Annotated in this window: 15 protein-coding genes; 7 read left to right on the forward strand and 8 right to left on the reverse strand. The window is 62.8% G+C overall.

Annotated elements, in window-relative coordinates:
• Positions 1 to 92 precede the first annotated feature (92 nt).
• Positions 93 to 674: a recombinase family protein gene (locus tag AC1RTO_RS15715; RefSeq protein WP_493161741.1), complete on the forward strand. Its 582-nt coding sequence runs from the start codon at positions 93 to 95 to the stop codon at positions 672 to 674.
• 15 nt (positions 675 to 689) lie between these two features.
• Here AC1RTO_RS15715 and AC1RTO_RS15720 read toward each other — a convergent pair whose 3' ends face one another.
• Complete coding sequence (locus tag AC1RTO_RS15720) at positions 690 to 1,334, reverse strand: hypothetical protein (protein ID WP_493161742.1); 645 nt, start codon at positions 1,332 to 1,334, stop codon at positions 690 to 692.
• A 575-nt stretch (positions 1,335 to 1,909) separates the two neighbouring features.
• On the opposite strand from AC1RTO_RS15720, the gene AC1RTO_RS15725 reads away from it, so the two are divergent.
• The 3 genes from AC1RTO_RS15725 to AC1RTO_RS15735 all read left to right on the forward strand — a co-directional run bounded on the left by AC1RTO_RS15725 (position 1,910) and on the right by AC1RTO_RS15735 (position 3,801).
• On the forward strand, positions 1,910 to 2,341 hold the full coding sequence (locus AC1RTO_RS15725; protein ID WP_493161743.1) for a hypothetical protein: 432 nt from the start codon (positions 1,910 to 1,912) through the stop codon (positions 2,339 to 2,341).
• Positions 2,342 to 2,652: 311 nt separating this feature from the next.
• Positions 2,653 to 3,318, forward strand: a complete 666-nt coding sequence (locus AC1RTO_RS15730) for a hypothetical protein (RefSeq protein WP_493161744.1) — start codon at positions 2,653 to 2,655, stop codon at positions 3,316 to 3,318.
• A 306-nt stretch (positions 3,319 to 3,624) separates the two neighbouring features.
• Positions 3,625 to 3,801: a hypothetical protein gene (locus tag AC1RTO_RS15735; protein ID WP_493161745.1), complete on the forward strand. Its 177-nt coding sequence runs from the start codon at positions 3,625 to 3,627 to the stop codon at positions 3,799 to 3,801.
• A gap of 202 nt (positions 3,802 to 4,003) precedes the next feature.
• Here AC1RTO_RS15735 and AC1RTO_RS15740 read toward each other — a convergent pair whose 3' ends face one another.
• The 4 genes from AC1RTO_RS15740 to yghU form a co-directional block, all read right to left on the reverse strand.
• The gene (locus AC1RTO_RS15740; RefSeq protein ID WP_493161746.1) at positions 4,004 to 5,455 is read right to left on the reverse strand and encodes a hypothetical protein; all 1,452 of its coding nucleotides are present in this window, start codon (positions 5,453 to 5,455) and stop codon (positions 4,004 to 4,006) included.
• 267 nt (positions 5,456 to 5,722) lie between these two features.
• The gene (locus tag AC1RTO_RS15745; protein WP_493161747.1) at positions 5,723 to 5,896 is read right to left on the reverse strand and encodes a helix-turn-helix transcriptional regulator; all 174 of its coding nucleotides are present in this window, start codon (positions 5,894 to 5,896) and stop codon (positions 5,723 to 5,725) included.
• A gap of 173 nt (positions 5,897 to 6,069) precedes the next feature.
• Complete coding sequence (locus tag AC1RTO_RS15750; RefSeq protein ID WP_493161748.1) at positions 6,070 to 7,284, reverse strand: tyrosine-type recombinase/integrase; 1,215 nt, start codon at positions 7,282 to 7,284, stop codon at positions 6,070 to 6,072.
• Positions 7,285 to 7,521: 237 nt separating this feature from the next.
• Positions 7,522 to 8,394 (reverse strand): glutathione-dependent disulfide-bond oxidoreductase, encoded by an 873-nt coding sequence (yghU, locus tag AC1RTO_RS15755; RefSeq protein ID WP_493161749.1) that lies wholly within the window; start codon positions 8,392 to 8,394, stop codon positions 7,522 to 7,524.
• 305 nt (positions 8,395 to 8,699) lie between these two features.
• Between yghU and glsA the strand changes: the two genes are divergently transcribed.
• A complete protein-coding gene (glsA, locus tag AC1RTO_RS15760; protein WP_493161750.1) occupies positions 8,700 to 9,644 on the forward strand; it encodes a glutaminase A in 945 nt (314 codons plus the stop codon).
• A gap of 22 nt (positions 9,645 to 9,666) precedes the next feature.
• Here the strand turns inward: glsA and AC1RTO_RS15765 are convergent, their stop codons facing one another.
• The 3 genes from AC1RTO_RS15765 to pelA form a co-directional block, all read right to left on the reverse strand.
• Positions 9,667 to 10,470: a phosphate/phosphite/phosphonate ABC transporter substrate-binding protein gene (locus AC1RTO_RS15765; RefSeq protein ID WP_493161751.1), complete on the reverse strand. Its 804-nt coding sequence runs from the start codon at positions 10,468 to 10,470 to the stop codon at positions 9,667 to 9,669.
• 6 nt (positions 10,471 to 10,476) lie between these two features.
• Complete coding sequence (locus tag AC1RTO_RS15770) at positions 10,477 to 11,388, reverse strand: fatty acid desaturase (protein WP_493161752.1); 912 nt, start codon at positions 11,386 to 11,388, stop codon at positions 10,477 to 10,479.
• A 188-nt stretch (positions 11,389 to 11,576) separates the two neighbouring features.
• Entirely contained in the window at positions 11,577 to 12,860 is a 1,284-nt protein-coding gene (pelA, locus tag AC1RTO_RS15775; protein ID WP_493161753.1) for a pectate lyase, read from the reverse strand.
• Between the two features lie 202 nt (positions 12,861 to 13,062).
• Here pelA and AC1RTO_RS15780 point away from each other — a divergent pair, with 202 nt between their 5' ends.
• Entirely contained in the window at positions 13,063 to 14,073 is a 1,011-nt protein-coding gene (locus AC1RTO_RS15780) for a pectinesterase family protein (RefSeq protein WP_493161754.1), read from the forward strand.
• 29 nt (positions 14,074 to 14,102) lie between these two features.
• Positions 14,103 to 17,666: a TonB-dependent receptor domain-containing protein gene (locus AC1RTO_RS15785; protein WP_493161755.1), complete on the forward strand. Its 3,564-nt coding sequence runs from the start codon at positions 14,103 to 14,105 to the stop codon at positions 17,664 to 17,666.
• Positions 17,667 to 17,684: the final 18 nt, after the last annotated feature.

Below are 17,684 nucleotides of genomic sequence, written 5' to 3' on the forward strand. Positions count from 1 at the left end.
CAGACTACAAGGCTTAGGTCAAAAGATAGGACTCCACATATACGCGCTACGCGCGTAAAAAGTGTATATCTTTTGAGCGACTCGGAGCCCGTATGTCCCGCATTGCCTATTACCGCTGTTCAACGTCGGATCAGAGCATCGAGTCCCAACGGCAAGCGCTTGGTGGTGTGTTCGACCGCGAGTTTTCGGACGAAGGCGTATCGGGTGCCGTGTTAGCCGCAGATCGTCCGGGCTTCGCCGCTTTGCTAGGCTACGTCCGCGAGGGCGATACGGTCTGCATTTACGCTATTGATCGTCTGGGTCGCGACGCCTTGGACATTCAAGCGACGATCCGGCGCCTGATCGGCAAAGGCGTTGCAGTCGATGTTCGGGGCCTTGGCCCTATCGGTAAAGGCGTTGGAGAGTTGATCGTCGCGGTATTGGCGCAGGTCGCGGAGATGGAACGGCAGCGCATTAGGGAGCGGTGCGATGCCGGACGCGCCGCCGCCAAGGCCTCCCTTGCCGCTACAGGGAAGACCCATAGGGGGAAGGTAAGCCTTGGTAGGCCAGTGGCTGCGGATCGTGTACAGGTGCAGGCGTGGCGCAAAGATAACGCTGCCAGCATTGCGCAAACGGCGGCGCAATTTGGTTTGTCGTTAGCGACCGTTAAACGCTATTGTGCCACCGCTGAATGATGCCTTATGCCTCGCCTACAAAGACGGCAGCCGGGCTTTGCCGCAAAGCATAGCATTTAGTTCGCTACCGGGACTATCGATCGACAAGTGTCGTATGGTGCCATCGTTGATGACAACTGCGAAGGTCATCCGGCCCGTATATCCGCCCATACGGTTTTTCGAGTTGACGTAGCCGCACGTTAACAACCCACTGACGTTTTTCTTGAAGAGGTCGTGCTTCCAAGAACCGTTGATAAAGTTAAAAGGCCACTCGATCTTGGCCGAATCAGGATCGACTAGCTGTTCAAGGATACGGCTCTCCACCTGCTTTCGGAGGATAGAGTACTCACGTCCTTGACGTGCATAATATGACTCCGGTTCGACGTAGACATACGGTTTACCGTTGCGCCATGAAAAATAAGCATCCGCCGCCTTTTTCCAATCGGTAATCTTACCGCTCGTATAGTCAATGACGAAGGCTGCCATTTTCTCACGCTGTTCGGGCGTTGTAACGTCGGCTTTCCACGCTGCGTCAAGACGGGCCGCATACGGGTCAAGCTGTATTGCATCGCACGCGGGACTTCCGCAGTCGTATGTCGACTGCGCAGCGGCGGCAGGTGATGCTAACGCAAGTCCTACGGTGCATATCGTGGTGGCGACGCTCTGTTTCAGATGTTTCACTGACTAATCCCCCGTTCAGTGGGGGGCAGGCCAGCAGAAGCCGGCCGTTGGTAAACCCTGCACTCGGACAAGGCCGCTACCGCTTTTAGGTAGGACCTTGGACATGGCGGCAGCCAGCCGGCCGAGAAATCTCGACCGGACCGAATGACAAAAGGGGTTACCACGCCCCACTCACCTGATTTTGCAGGCAAGCGGCTACCAAATGCCTTAATCCGTTCCGGTGGGCAATCGTCGAGTTAGGCCGAAGTCCTAGATGGTGATCAACCTGCTAGGTGTATTCGTATCAGGCAGATGCCGGATGATTAATCATCCTCATACTTGTCACCTTGGTTAGTTGCCGCCGCCGGCCGACGGGTCACCATCAGTTTGCCGTGGGCAGGTAAGAGGGAGGCATGTCGTTCAATAAGCCGTTCCGCGCCGTCCCTATCCAGATAGGTAAGCATTATCGCGTCAAGCGGCGGCAAGCGCAGTTTCGGTGGGAAGCTATACCGGCTCCGATCTTTACGCTGCGCCCCTGTATGCTGTAGCCTAAAATTCTGTCCGGCTATTCTTGATAAAATAACGGAGGCCCGTTCATGTTTGCCTTGACGATTGTAGTAGCGGCATCGGTCACGCTACCTTTACGCGCGGATGCCTCGAAACCCATTTTAGAACCGGGTCAGGCAATTGTGGCTGCGGATGCAGCCCGAAAGGGTCGGCATGGACAATACGTCATGACGGTGTTGGCTACAGGGAAAGATCGGAAGGCAACCTACCTAAATTCCTCGGGAGACTACCGCTCGCCCGATAACGTGACGTTCCGTTTAGCCCCCAATGTAGCCGGCGTCCTTACCAGACGATATGGCAGCCCGGCAGAACAATACCTAAAAGGTAAGCGGGTAACCGTTGAAGGGATTATTGAGCGGCGAATGATTGTAAATTCGGAGCACGGCCGCATTAAAAGCTTTAATCGATGGGCGCATCAGGTTTATGTGCGGCTTCCGAGCCAGATTATATCAGTTGATTAGCCTATTTTAGCGATATTGATGTTACATCGCCGCTGCATTGACTTATTTAGCGCGAATGAAATAAAAAGTGTGTGCTGCGAACGTGTCCTACCGTTACGCTACTTCGGATAAAACGTGGTTCATGAAAGCAATTATTTGAACCGGCGTTACCTTATGGCGCACAAGAGGATATTCTTAGGTGTGATGGCATCTTGGGCCACAGCCTGCATTATCGATGGCAATCGCCACGGCATGTAAACGGCTGCTATTGGGTGGAATGCAGTCTGTCCGCTTTAGGGTAACCCCGCTATGCTTGCACGTGTAATAAGGCAGTGAAAACCATGCTTGCAGCAGCCTTGATGCTTATCCAAACCGCGTCGGTTCCAACGTTGGGCGAATTTGCCGCGTTATCCCCTTCATCGGCTGGCACACTGGTTTTGCGGGGCGAACCTCACGGACTTGTCGAGTCAGTAGTGGAGCCGAATGTGATTGGGTTAAGTCTGCCTTACACGGTCGAGCGGGACCTAGTGGAGAGAGCATCATTCAGTGAGGAGGGCTGTGTTAGGACGCGCTGGACAGTAGAGTTTGTTGGATTTCCGGGTGAGAATATGAACGATGCCCGACTTAAAAACAAACGACGATCCGTTGAGATTATAAAGTCTCTTTCTCCGATTTGCCCCGCCGGTCAGTATGTCCATCTGAACGCCGGTCTTGACAGCGCGGCAGGCTTTGCTGCTCTATCACAACTTGAAGAGTTGCGTTCAGGACGCCGGAACGTGCAATTCGTTTGTTCAGACGAAACGCCGTCCAAATTCTGCGGGACCCCAACTGTTATCCGTGCAGCATTGAAAAAGCTTACGCCGTGGATGCTGACGCGCGAAGGTAGCGCGATTTTAGTTACACTTGGTGAACGTGGCTCTGCGGTCACCATCGTGCGATTTGACAGCATCAGGCCGAACATCATCGGTGTTTCCCGCCGCTACCCCGCGCCATCGTAGCTGCGTGTGATTGACAACGGTTGTGATGTAACCTTCACGACCAGATGAATAGGCGTCCTCTTTTGGGCGAAGCCCTTCGCCGGAGGCCTGCGGCCACGGCAGATGCTAACCTCGCTTATCGGCCATTTTTAACGCCTTAGAACGCGGTTGTGGTCATTAGGCCATCCAGATATGCCAGAACCTCGGAATGGCGTCTGGCGGCGGAGAAGTCGGCCCGTAAGGCTGTTTCTGTCAGCATGGCGTCGGCACGGTTGGCCCTGTCCTGCGTCGCCGTCATTGAAAGCGCCCAAGAATGCAGGTCGCCCCATGATCGCTTTCGGATGCCTGCTGCTTTTCGTCCTTCCCCTGATCGGGCTTGCCGTTGGCGGCTACGTTGCTGGCGGCGAAGGTGCAGCATGGGCGGCACTTGCCGGGCTGGCGATTGCCATCGCGGTTTGTGGGGTGTCGGCGGCGGCATTGGTAAAGGCTGGACGCCGCCGCTAAATCGGCATTCGTTCAAACGCCGCTACGTGACAGGTTATTCAGGACACCCTCGGCGACCCTGATGGTAGGCCGATTTAGGCCGTTTTCTCGACCGTAGAACGCCAAATGCCCTTTTCAGCTACCTCGATACCCTGCCAAGGTGTTTCTACGCTGTATGGTCGAGAATTCGGCCTTTTCGAGGGTTCTGCCCCACACTCCTGTTCTACTTGCACCTTAAGGTTGGGGTTGCACCAATTTTATCCTCAAAATGACGCGCTAGAACGTCCTTTGCGAGGAAGGCCGCAGATGCCGGGCAGATGATCGAGTCATGCACCGGCAGGGCGACAACCCCGTGGATGGTGCAAAGTTCATGTACAGCATCAACGACGACCCGGCTTTCCTCGAACTGTAGAACACCCCAGTTGATGCCTGCGCCATTGACAAGCCCAAGGACAGGAAAGTGAGGTAATACCTTCTTTGTAAGGAGCCTGACTGGCCAGTCTGTACCCAGCTTGCCGGTGTATTTATATCCGTCGGCAAGAATGCTTTCTTTCGTTTTGTTAGGCTTTTCCGGTGTCCCAGCCCGAGCATATTGCTCAATGGCATCGCTAGGCCATTTGCCAATAGGTTTGCCGTTACCTAGCGAAGCGTTGACGTAAAGCTTCACGATAGCACGCGGGATACCGGGCACGGCGTACAGATCGCCGGTAGCTGGCACGGGCAAGCCCAGCTTCATCATGGCAATCGTCAGGTGACTCGAAGAGATATCCCACTCTACGACGGGTTCACCGTCGATGGTCATTCGCGAACGTTTGTCGCCGCTAAGCTGCTGGTAGCCGCCGCCGATGGAATACAGCCGTCCGCCTCGGTCGTAATGAACGCCCGCTTCATCGCCTTGGTTGAAGATGCGCCGAAAGCCGAGGTGGGGCGCACTGATAGGCGTGTTGCCGATAGCGCCGTTGATCTCGTCTACCTGTCGGGCAAGTGCCACCACGACGGGATCGGCATAATCAACCGTCATCGGCTTGCCAAAGATTCTGTGTCCGTATGCGCCGTGTTGTCGCTTGGACGCTGCACGTAAGCTGATGGGACGCTGCACTTTAGGCCGTGCGAATACGGGCCGAAAATGTTTGCCGAATTCCGTCGCATCGATCCCAAATTTCGCAGCCAGGTCAGTTAGCGCTGGCGTCGGATGGAAACGAGTGGCCAAGCCCTTCCAGCCGGGAGCAAAGGCGACGACACCCGGTTCCACGATCAACATTCCTTGCTCGGCTAACGCTTTGTAGGCGCGCGTGAAGGGTCGCCAATTGACGGCACTATCAACGAAGGTTCCCGCCCCAACAGAGCGGTAGAGGTAGGTCAGCGGGCCTTCACCTACGGCGCGTATTAGGTCGGCAGCGATAATGCCAAGCGCGTTTTGTGCAGCAAGCTTAGGACCACGGCTGGACTGGTTCATTCCATCAACAAGCTTAGCAGCGAAGGATTTCGCTTCTTCGGAGTGAGGTTCATACATTAGGGTCATGAACAAGCCAGTTTTCTCCGAGGCATCGGATTTTTTGGGCCTATGATCGATATCATCGTCGGTAGCCGAGGAAGGTGCGACTGACCATTCCCTAGCACATTTAAGCAAAGAGTTTACACGAGACCTTAGTTCATTACTGGCATGCTTTTTCATCGCAGAATCCAAGGTAAGTAGCATCGTTTCAGCACGTGCGGTGACGCTACGTTGCCAATTCGATACTATAGTGGAGTAAGGGAAGGGGGGGGGGCTATATCGGTCTTGATTCTTTTAATTAAAAAACAAGCATCGATACTGAATCAGAAAATAGAAAATTAGAAGCAATTTATCAGTTCTATAAAGAATCAAAATTAATCGGTTTAATTAAGTTTAAAAAACAACGCATATTTGGTGTAGAACGTTAACATAGGCGCTTGAAGTAGTTTACCATCCGAAGGATGTAGGGCGTGCATCAAGCCATGCGCTTACATCGTTGGATTTCCATCCGACGGCCCTACGTCCGATTTGAATGGGCCGGGGAAAATCACCACGATCCATAGCCGCGTAAATAGCACTGCGACTAAGGCCTACAGTCTTCTCCACTTCTGGGCGGCGCATGATCCTATTTGCTTCCACGTTATTCCTCCAATCGCTGATGAAGGTGTGCTAGATCGAAGCAAAGACGGCAGTCAACACGGAGTAAGGCGAACAAAATGAGATATTTATTTAGCCACTTTAAAGAAGAGGATTTTAGATAAGCTAAAGTTTTTACGGGGAATAAAAGGGTTCAATTAGTTGACCTTACTAGCCCCTGTGGCCAAAAAGACACTCCATTCCGCCATTAAATCGCGGCGGCGTTCCAGCAGGTCGGAACGGGCGTAAGCGGCCTCCGCTTTATTCTGAATGACATGGGCAAGGGCCTGCTCAATAACCGCATGGGGATGGTTTGTCGTTTCGCCAGCCCAGTCTCGAAAGCTTGAACGGAATCCATGGGGAACGGCGGCGATGCCAAGTTCCTTCATCAGTTTGGACAAGGTCATATCGCTTAGCGGCTTGACCGCTGCGTCTGGCGTTTTGCCCTTGGAGCCGGGGAAAACGAGGTCGCTTCCTTCCTTACGGTGTTCCGCCGCCGAATCCAGAATGGCTAAGACGGCCTCGGTCAGCGGAACCCGATGCTCCTTTTTGGCCTTCATCCGCTCTTTTGGAATCGACCAAACTCGCTTGTCCAAGTCGAACTCCGACCATTCCGCCCCACGGACCTCGCCGGATCGACAGGCGGTATGAATTAATAGACCAACTGCGAGTTTAGTAACGTCGGAAGCCTTACTTGCCTTCACCGTGGCAATCGCATTTGCAACCTCACCATAGGGTAAGGCCTTCATGCGATTTACCTTTGATCGGTCATGCTTGGCCAAGGCTTGCTGGACAACGTCAGCGGGATTGTCGGTCCTATAACCACGAGCGATCGCCCATTTTAGAACCGTACCGATGCGTTGTTTAATACGTCGTGCTGTTTCGTACTTAGTCGTCCAAATGTCATCAAGAGCAATGGTTACGTCGTGGCTATCGATTTTATCGATGCGCTTCGATCCAAGCACTGGGAACGCGTAGGTTTCCAAAGAGGACAGCCACTGCTTCCTGTGCTTGTCGTTCCTCCATCCAACTTCGTTATGGGCGTGGACCTGTTCGGCAGCTTCCTTGAACGTAGGAATGCTTTTGGCACGCCGCTTGGCTGCTAATGGGTCGTCGCCTGCCCGCGCAACCTTTCGATGCTGTAGAGCAGCTTCGCGGGCTTCCGCGAGGGTTACCAATGCTGCTGACCCCAGACCAATGTCACGGCGTTTGCCTTGGATGTTAAGCCGCACAATCCAACGACGAGCGCCGGAGGGATCAACCTTAAGGTAGAGGTTTCCGCCATCGGAATGGAAACCTTCGCCGAGGTTACGGACGGTAGCGGCAGTAAGTACCTTTTCCCGATGCCTACCGGCTGGCTTATAACCGCTCATTCTAACCTCCGCCCAACATTGCCCGTTGGATTCGCGCCCATCATAACGCCCAACACTAATTTTTGGAAAGCGGCTGATTGTCGAGGATCGTACAGGAACCTATTGTTTAAAAAGTCAAAAGAAACAGTCATTTAAGGAAGCTACGGGAACACGCTGGAACAAGTGGAAGCGGCCTCCGTCTCCGCCACTCCGCCCGCGATCCGACCCATCGACAGCCAGCCCGCGCACCCCGGTCCGCTAACCCTGTCCTTGCAGCATGTCCTGCGTCCGCGTCGCGAAGTCGCTCGCGTCGTGGCGTTCGTGGAGTTGGCTGGCGGGTTCGCCGGTCACGCGATTGACCATCCGGCCGCGCTGGACGGCGGGGCGGGCGGCGATCTGTTCGGTCCAGCGCTGGAGGTTGCGATAGTCCTGCACGGCGAGGAAGTCGCCCGCGCCATAGAGCGCGCCCTGGGCGAGCTGGCCGTACCAGGGCCAGATCGCCATGTCGGCGATCGTATAGTCCGGCCCGGCGACGAATTCGCTGTCGGCGAGGCGGCGGTCGAGGACGTCGAGTTGCCGCTTCGTTTCCATGGCATAGCGGTCGATCGGATAGGCGAACTTTTCGGGCGCATACGCGTAGAAATGGCCGAAGCCGCCGCCGAGGAAGGGGGCGCTGCCCATCTGCCAGAACAGCCACGACAGGCATTCGGCGCGCGCCGGGCCGGCCGGCGGCAGGAAGGCGCCGAACGCCTCGGCAAGATAGACCAGGATCGCACCGGATTCGAAGACGCGCACCGGCTCGGCACCGCGGCGATCGACCAGCGCCGGGATCTTGGAATTGGGGTTCGCCGCGACGAAGCCGCTGCCGAACTGGTCGCCCTCGCCGATGCGGATCAGCCAGGCATCATATTCGGCCGCCGCATGGCCTGCCGCGAGCAGCTCCTCGAGCAGGATCGTGACCTTGACGCCGTTCGGCGTACCCAGCGAATAGAGCTGGAACGGATGCCGGCCGACCGGCAGCGGCGCATCGTGCGTCGCGCCGGCGATCGGTCGGTTGATGTTGGCGAAGCGGCCCCCGCTCTCCCGGTCCCAGGTCCAGACGGCGGGGGGCGTGTAGGGATCGTTGCTCATCGGTGATCCTTCGTTGGGGCAGGTTTGGACGGGAACGCGGGCGTCCCGCCGCGGCAACGCCGATCTAGGGACGTGCTTTCCATCGGCAAGGTGCGGATCAGGCGCCGGCCGCGGTCGATCCCGGTTCGTGCAGGACCGGGCGGCACCGGCCGCCGCGCCGGAACATGCGCCATGGTCCGGGCTTTCTGCGGAGACCGCCGGCGTCGGCCCGCGGCACCGGGAGACATCATGGCAGTGCATAGCGAATGCGGTCGGGGCGATGCCCCGTCGAACGGTCGGCTCACCCACGGTGTGGCGGCACGGCGATGAGCGCGCTGACCGGGATCGTCACCGATATCGCCGCGACGATCCGCCGGGACGCCGCCGCCATCGAGGCCGCGGCGGATCGCAAGGCGGACGTCGCGCCCGGGCCGTTCGGCATCGCCGTCGCACTGGCTTCCGGGGCGATCGTCACCGCCGGCGATGCGGAGACCGGCTTCCCCATCCAGAGCATTTCCAAGGTCTTCGCGCTGGACATGGCGCTCGGTGCGGAGGGCGACGCGTTGTTCGACCGCGTCGGGCGCGAGCCGTCGGGCGACCCGTTCAACTCGATCGTCGACCTCGAGCGGACCGAGGGCATTCCGCGCAATCCGTTCGTCAACGCCGGCGCGCTGGTCGTGGTCGACATGCTGGTCGAGGCGCTTGCCGACGACTGGCAGGCGAGCGCGGTGGCGGAGGACGTGCGCCGCCGCGCCGGGCTCGACCGGATCGTCGCCGACGCGGAGGTGCTCGCCTCCGAACAGGAGGGCGGCGATCTCAATCGCGCGATGATGAGCTTCATGCGCCACCACGGCAATCTGCACTCCGACCCGGACGCGGTGATGGAGGCCTATGTCCGGCAATGCGCCATCGTCCTCGATTGCTGCGAGCTGGCGCGGGCCGGCCTGCCGTTCAGCGCGACGCGGCGCCATCCGGAGGACGCCGACGCCGATGCCGTCGCGCGCCGCCGGCGACGGGTGCTCGCGCTGATGATGACTTGCGGCCATTACGACGGCTCCGGCGATTTCGCGCTGCGGGTCGGCGTGCCGGCGAAGAGCGGCGTGGGCGGCGGCATCCTCGCGATCGTCCCGGATATCGCCTCGGTCGCGGTATGGTCGCCCAATCTCGACCAGCATGGCAACAGTATTCTCGGCGTCCGCGCGCTCGAGATGCTGTGCGACCGGACCGGCTGGTCGGTGTTCGGCCCGCCGCTGGCGGACGGCGCCGGCTGACGCGCCGGGGCCGTCGCCTGCGTCATTGCAGGGCCGGATAGCCGAGCCGGCACGCCTCCGCCTCGATCCGGCCGACACGATCGTAGGCGGCGAGGCCGATGTCCCGGCTCGCGCGCAGCCGCAGCGCCCGTGCGGCTTCGGGTTCGGCCAGGATGCTGTCGTCCACGGCGCGGCGCAGTTGGTCGACGAGGGCCGGGTCCGTCGACCGGCTGGTGACGAACGGCAGGTTGGGGCCAGGCAGGCTCCACCCGATCGTCCGGATCCGTGCGGCGAGCGCAGGCTGCTGCTCCGCGAGATGCGCGAAGGTGACCGCGTCGATCGCGGCGACGTCCGCCGCGCCCTGCGCCACGGCGTCCAGCGAGGATGCGTGCGACCCGGTCACGACGACGCCGGCGAAGAAGGGGCGGCCGGCGCTGAGTGGCGCGACCGCCCGGCGCAGCAGGTTCATGCCGGTGTTCGACGTCGCGTCGTTGATCGCGGCGCGTCGCCCGGCGAGCGCGCCGAGGTCGGTGGCGGCATCATCGCGGCGAACGACGAAACGGCTGCGGTGGCAATGGCCCTCGCACCCCGGCGCCTCGTAGAGCGGCGTCGCGACATAGGTCAGCCGATCGCGCCACCGCGTCGTCAGCGGATAGCCGCAGGTCTGCGCGAGCAACAGCGCGGGATCGTCCCAGATCGCGTCGAGCGGCCGGTCGCGATCCAGCCGCTCGGGAACACCCGTCACCCCCGCCTGCCGCAGCCGGTCCGCGATCGCCCGCCACAGCCGGTCGTTCGCGGCGTGGAGCGGCGGCAGGTCGTACATCCCCAGCGAGGCGACCCGGCTCATGGCCGGTCAATGCGCATGATCGGGATGCACCAGCACGTCGTGCGGGCGCAGCGCATAGCGGCGGAACACCTCGCCATAGCCGCGATAGAGCAGCCCGCCATTGTGGCGCAGCAGGTCGGTCCGGTGGTCCGCGTAGAAACGCGGTAGCGCATACCAGGGCAGCGCGGGCGCGCGATGATGCGCGGCATGCAGATTGTTGTGGAGGAACAGGATGCCGAACAGCCCTGCCTGTTCGACCACCGCGACGCGGTGATCCGATACCGGCGCGGCGCGATGTTCGGCGAAGGACCGCAGCAGCGTCAGCGACGTCCCCGCATAGACGATCAGCAGATAGCTGCCGATGCCCATGCCGCACAGCCGCAGCCAGGCGAGGATCGCGACGACGCCGAGCAGATGCACGCTCCAGTCGCGCAGGACGAGGGTGGGCGACGACACCGCGCGACGGACCTCGCCGGTGAGGAAGCCGCAGATCACCACCGCCGGCCCCAGAAGCAGCCGCCCGAGCAGCGGTGCCTGCGCCGCCGTCAGCGCGAGCCGGATCCTGCCCCGCATGCCGGTCGCGCGTCGGGCATAGCGCGATTCGGGATCGCGCAGCGGATCGGTGACATGATCGGTCGCGTGATGCGCGATATGGTCGCGCCGGTAACAGGCGAACGGCAGCCACAGCGCCAGCGGCACGCCGCCGATCAGCGCGTTGATCCCGCGCCAGCGGGTGGGATGGCCGTGGATCGTCTCATGCTGGAGCGACCCGTGCCACGCGATCAGCCACGCCCCGGCCGCGATCGCGACCGGCGCCGGCAGCCGTGCGTGGACGGCGGTGAGCAGCAGCCAGCCGGCGTAGATCACCACCGCAAGCGCCATCGTCGGCCATTCGATCGACCGCGAAGCGCCGGTGTCGCGCACTGCCTGCTGGACCAAATGCCGTCCCTCCGCCGTGAAGCACATATCCTCGCCCGGGCGGGGATGGCGGCAGGATGCGCAGCCGCCCCGCACCGGGCAAGCAATCTATACTATATCGGTGGGAGTTAGGATTGTCTCGGCGGTTCAGCGGCATCGTCCCCCGGATCGTCGCGGAACAGCGGCGCGTCCGGGGGCATGCGGCGCGATCACCCGCCGTGGCGCTGCCGCCATTTGGCATAGGCCGTCGCGACGCCGATCCCCGACGTGCTGAACCAGGAATAGCCGTTGCGACGCTCGAGGCTCACGTCGTTGACGTCGTCGCGGATCGAGCGGTCGCGGTCGCCGTAGATCGGCTTGCCGGTCGCCGGATCGTAGAAGCGCGCCCAGAGCGGTCCCGCACCCGGCGCCGCCACCAGCCGCCGCCCGTCCGCGCCCGCCGGCCGCGTCCACGCCACGTCGCGCAGCGCATGCGCGGCGAACCAGTCGGCGCCGCTGGCGATCGCCTGCTTCACCGCCGGGCTCGGATCGGGCTGCGCCATCAGGAAACGGAGCAGCGCCGCGCTCTCCGCGGTCGCCAGCGCGATCGGTTCGAAGTTGCGCGCGCCGACGGCCGTGCGGGTGAGCGGGTCGTACTGCTGCGCCCAGATCGACGGGCGCCCCGCCGACGGCACCTGCGTCGCCAGCATCGTCGCGACCGATCGCGCCGCAGCGTCGCGCGCGGCGGTGCGCAGATCCGCCGGCACGAAGGCATAGTCGCCGTCGCCCGCCGCGGTCTTCTGCAGCAGCGCCGTCGCCTTCACCATCATGTCGTCGTTGAGCGTCAGCGCGTCGTGATAGCCGCCCTGCAACGGATAGACCTGCGGCCAGCCGCCGCCGGGCAGTTCCGCGGCGAGCAGATAGCGCAGGCCCCTGGCGAATGCCGTGCGATAGCGTTCGCCCGCCGAACCGGCCCGTGCCGCCTGCACCCGCGCGAGGAAGGCGAGTTCGCTGGTCGTCGCATCATTGTCGAGCGTGCCGATGAAGCTCCATCCGCCCGCGCCGTCCTGCGCGGCATAGATGCCCGCCTTGCCGTCGAACGGCAGGTACATCTGGCCCGGGACCCGCGGCGGTGCGCTGCGATCCTGATTCTTGCCCCAGCCGCCGGTCGGCGTCTGGTAGCTGACGATATTGTCGGCGATCGCCTGCGCCTCCGGCCCCGCATACCAGGCGGGATCGCGGTCGAGCGGCATCGTCTCCGCCTTCGATTCGGGGGGCGGGGCGGGGATCGTCGCGAGGCCCCGGCGTTCCGCGGCGAGCGCCGCCTTGTCGCGCGCCATCGCCGCGGTCGAGCGCGCGATATAGGCCTGCCACGCCGGCCGCGCCGCCGCCGGCAGCACGGCGAGTCGCTGCACGGTCAGCGACGGCGGCGGCGTCATCTGCCCGACGACCGCCGCCGCAACCGGCGCGGCAAGGCCGGCCGCACCCAAAAGAAAGCCCGTCGTCCGTCGCATCAGCGCATCCTTCCCTCAAACACGGCATCGTCGCACCGCTGATGACACCGGTAGCAATATCCGCTTGCCAGTGGCAAGAAATCGCGTAAATTTAGCGCTATCACAGAGTTCGATAGGACCGGTGGGACAGGGAGGGGATGTGTCGATATTTTCGACGTCTAATCTGGGGCTTATCCAATCGCGGCGGCAGGCCGTCACGCTGTTGGGCACGACGGGAGCGCTGATCGTCGCCGGTCCGGCCGCTGCCGCACCGGGCAAGACGACGCTCCGGGTCGCCAAAAATGATACCGGTATCACAACCATCGCGGAGGCGCTGGCAAGGGCGGCGACGCTGCCCGGCCCGGTCGTCATCGCGATCGCGCCGGGGGTCTATCGCGAAAAGCTGACCGTCACGGTGCCCGACGTCACGCTCGCGGCCGCCGCGCCCGGCGTGACGATCGTCTACGGCGCCGCGGCGGGCCATATCGCGCCCGACGGCAAGCCTTGGGGCACCGGCCGCACCGCGACACTGACGGTCGAGGCGCCCGGCGTGACCCTGCGCGGCCTCACCATCGCCAACGATTTCGACTTCATCGCCGACACCGTCTCCCACGCCAGCAACGGTGCGCAGGCAGTAGCGCTATCACTCGCGCGCACCGCCGACCGCATCCGCGTCGATCGCTGCACGATCGAGGGCTATCAGGACACGCTCTACGTCAACGCCCGCTCGCACTTCCGCCGCTGCCGGATCGTCGGCGGCGTCGACTTCATCTTCGGCGGCGCGGCGGCGCTGTTCGACCAGTGCACGATCGTCACCCGCCACGTCCCCGGCGCGCTCGAATCCGGCTACATCGCCGCGCCGAGCACGCTCGCCGACCAGCGGTTCGGGCTGGTGTTCGATCGCTGCCACCTGACGCGCGAGGCGGGCGTGCCGGACGGGTCGACCTGGCTCGGCCGGCCGTGGCGTGCCGGCGGCAACATGGCGATCCTCGGCAGCGCGGTGTTCCTGCGCTGCCGGATGGACGCGCATATCAAGGCGGCGGGCTGGACGGCGATGGGGTTCACCGATCCCGCCCGCGTCCGCCGCATGCTGGAGCCGCAACAGGCGCGCCTGTTCGAATGGCGCTCGACCGGGCCGGGCGCCGCGCCCGCCGGGCCGACGCGCCGCCGGCTGACCGACGGGGAGGCCGCGGCCTTCACCCCGACCGCCATTCTACAAGGCTGGGCGTCGTGAACGCACCGGCCAATCCAAGGGAGAGCATCATGACCTATTCGACGACCGCGTTGGCGAAGCTGGGCACCTCGCTCGGCGCACTGGCGCTGGCGAGCCTGTTCGCCCCCGCCGCGCTGGCGCAGGACCAGGCCGCGCCGCAGGCGAGCCCGGCGCGCCCCGCCGGTTCCGACCCCGCGGTCGACACCAGCGGCAATCCGACGCTGACGCCGGCCGCCGACGGCCCGTCGCGCGCGGTCGAGACCGGTCCGGCAACGACGCAGACCGCGGACAGCGCGGTCGATACCGATGCGGCCGACGGCGCGCAGGACATCGTCGTCACCGGCTTCCGCGCCTCGATCCAGAGCTCGCTCAACGACAAGCGCTATTCGGACGTGCAGATCGACGCGATCAATGCGCAGGACATCGCCGACTTCCCCGACGCCAACCTCGCCGAATCGCTCCAGCGTCTGCCTGGCGTGTCGATCGACCGCGACAACGGCGAGGGGCGCGGCATCACCGTCCGCGGCCTCGGCGGCGACTTCAACCGCACTCGCCTGAACGGCATCGAGGCGCTGTCGACCGCCGGATCGAACGATTCGGGCACCAGCCCCAACCGCAGCCGCTCGTTCGATTATTCGACCTTCGCCTCCGAATTGTTCAGCTCGCTCAAGGTGCAGAAGACGCCGATGGCGGAAACCGACGAGGGTTCGCTCGGCGCGACGATCGACCTCGAAACCGGCCGCCCGTTCGACTTCAAGGGCACCCGCATCGGCGGCTCGGCGACCGCCAGCTACAATGAGAACAGCAAGAAGACGAACCCGCGCCTCGCCGGCCTCGCCTCGTTCCGCTTCGGTGCGGACAAGCGCATGGGGTTCCTGTTCTCGGGGGCGTACAACAAGACCGTCAACATCATCGACCAGTATAACCGCGGCGTCGGCGCATCGGATTATCTGTATCGCAGCAGCCAGTTCGTCGGCGAGGGCGCGACGCAGCGCGCCGGCTTCTCCGCACCCGTCGGCACGCTCAACTACGCCAATCCGGATGCGACCGCCTTCCAGACCGGCTCCGATCCCGCCGCATATGCGAAGCTGTATCCGGGCGCGCCGTACAACACGCCGGGCCGGTTCGACGATTCCACCGTGCGCATCCCGGCGCTGCCGGCGCTGACCCATCAGGTGGTGCGCAACCAGCGCCTCGGCCTGACCGGCGCCTATCAATGGGACGTCACCGACAAGACGCGCGTCTCGATCGACGGCCTCTATTCGCGCTTCCATAACGAGAGCGAGAACAACCAGCTGTCGCCGGTCGGCCTCAATCGCAACAACACCAATGCCGCCTACAACAGTGCCAGCGGCCGCCTGACGCCGATCAACGCGCGCGCCGCCTATCCCGGCCTCTGCACCCCCGCGGCGGGCAGCGACATCGCGGTGTCGCAGGATTGCGGCCAGTCGCTCTACGGCACCACGCCCGCCTTCGGCACCGCGCTCAACGCGCAGGGGCAATTGGTACCGTCGGTGCTCGGCAATGCGGCGGTCGTGCCGGGCGGCGTCAATCCTGCCAACGCCAACATCTTCTCGACCAACCCGTTCAACCTCGATCCGTACGATTATTACAACAATCCGAACTCCGTCGGCTACATCCCGTCCAGCAACGGCCTCGCCTATCGCGGCCAGCTGATCGGGCGGCCGGGCGTCGACGTGCTCGATGCCAACGTCACCAACGGGCTCGCCGACTATCTGAAGCTGCGCAACGTCGATATGCGCTCGGCGGTCGACTATTCGGAATATACGACCAAGTTCTGGCAGGGGACCTTCCGCCTCGACCACGAATTCGCCGACAATTTCAAGATGACCGCGATCTACGGCCGGTCGAAGTCGGTAAACCGCTCCACCGGCCTGCTGGTCGAATTCAACCGGATGGATTCGCCGCAGACCTTCACCTTCGACGATCGCGCCGGCGGCAACATGCCGCTGCTCGACTTCGGCTTCGACGTCGCCGATCCCGCCAACTGGCAGACGGTGAAGGGCTTTTCGGCGATCCGCCACTATCAGCGCTACGTCAGCAACACCTATGAATCGGTGCGCGCCGATTTCGACTGGCGGGTCAACGACCAGTTCAACATCGGCTTCGGCGGCACGCTGCGCCGCTTCGGCTTCTCCACCTCGCAGGGCGAACGCAACACCGACACGCTCAACCCGACGCTGCTCGAGGCGGGCTCGACCACCGCGGCGAACAGCAAGGTGGTGCCGTTCGGACAGGGGCTGCAGACGCCCGCGGGCACGGTGTCGAGCTTCCTCGTCCCCGACCTCGCCAAATTCAACAACCTGCTCGGCTTCCAGTGCGACTGTATCAACAAATACGGCGACTGGCGCCTGACCACGAAGCGCAACGGCGGCTCGGCGACGTTCGGCGTCGATGAATATGACAAGGGCCTGTACCTCCAGTTCGATTTCAACACGGAGATCTTCGGCCGGTCGCTGCGCGGCAATGCCGGCACCCGCGTCGCCTTCACCGGCGTCACCTCGAACGGCACGTCGCAGGCGGGCCGGCCGATCGTCGGCCGCAACGACTATACCGACTGGCTGCCGTCGCTGAACCTCAATTACGAGATCGTGCCGAACCTGATCCTGCGCCTCGGCGCGTCGAAGGTGATGGCGCGGCCGCTGCTCGGCAACCTGTCGCCGACGATCACCTCGATCTCGATCCCCAACAACGGCGACAACCAGGGCGCATCGTTCACCATCGGCAACCCGCAGCTCGCGCCGTTCCGCTCGAGCAACATCGATCTCAGCGCCGAATGGTATTTCACCCGCAGCAGCCTGTTCTCGGTCGCGGCGTTCCAGAAGGATATCGCCAACTTCCCGCAGACGGTGCTGTTCGCCGCGCCGCTGTCGCAGTTCGTCGACGACGCCACCCGCGCCGCGATCCGGGCGCAATATACCAACGTCAACCAGCTCGCCTATCTCGACGCCAATTTCCCGTTCATCGCGCGCCAGTATCGCGATGCGCCGGGCGGCTACATCAAGGGGATCGAGGTCAACTTCCAGCAGAACCTGACCTTCCTGCCCTGGGCGTTCCGCAACCTCGGCGTGCTGCTCAACTACACGCACATCAAGTCGGAGCTGAACTACATCCTCGATCCGGGTGCGGTCAGCGCGGCGGGCGTGCAGACCCGGCCGCAGGTGCTGGGGCAGGGGCCGTTCCTCGGCGTGTCGCCGGACGCGATCAACGCGACGTTGTTCTACGAGACCAAGGCGTTCCGCGCCCGCGTCTCGGTCGCGCAGCGTGCCGGCTACAGCACCACCTATCCGCTCGCGGCGGGGTCGTGCAGCCCGGGCCTCACCACCGTCGGCGGCAACGTCGTCAACGGCGCGGTCGTCGAGACCGTCGGTTGCGACAGCCCGCTCATCAACGACTTCGGCTTCAGCCGCTCGACCACCAACGTCGATGCCTCGATCAACATCAACCTGATGCAGGGCCTGTCGATCTCAGCGGAAGGGCTCAACCTGACCAACCAGACGAGCAACCGCTACGCCTACGACGGCCAGGAGGCGGTGTCGCAATATGGCAGCTCGGGCCGCGTCTATCGCCTCGGCGCGCGGTTCAGCTTCTGATGCCGGTCCGCCACTTCT

The organism is Sphingomonas sp. GW821-FHT10F09 (assembly GCF_058809195.1).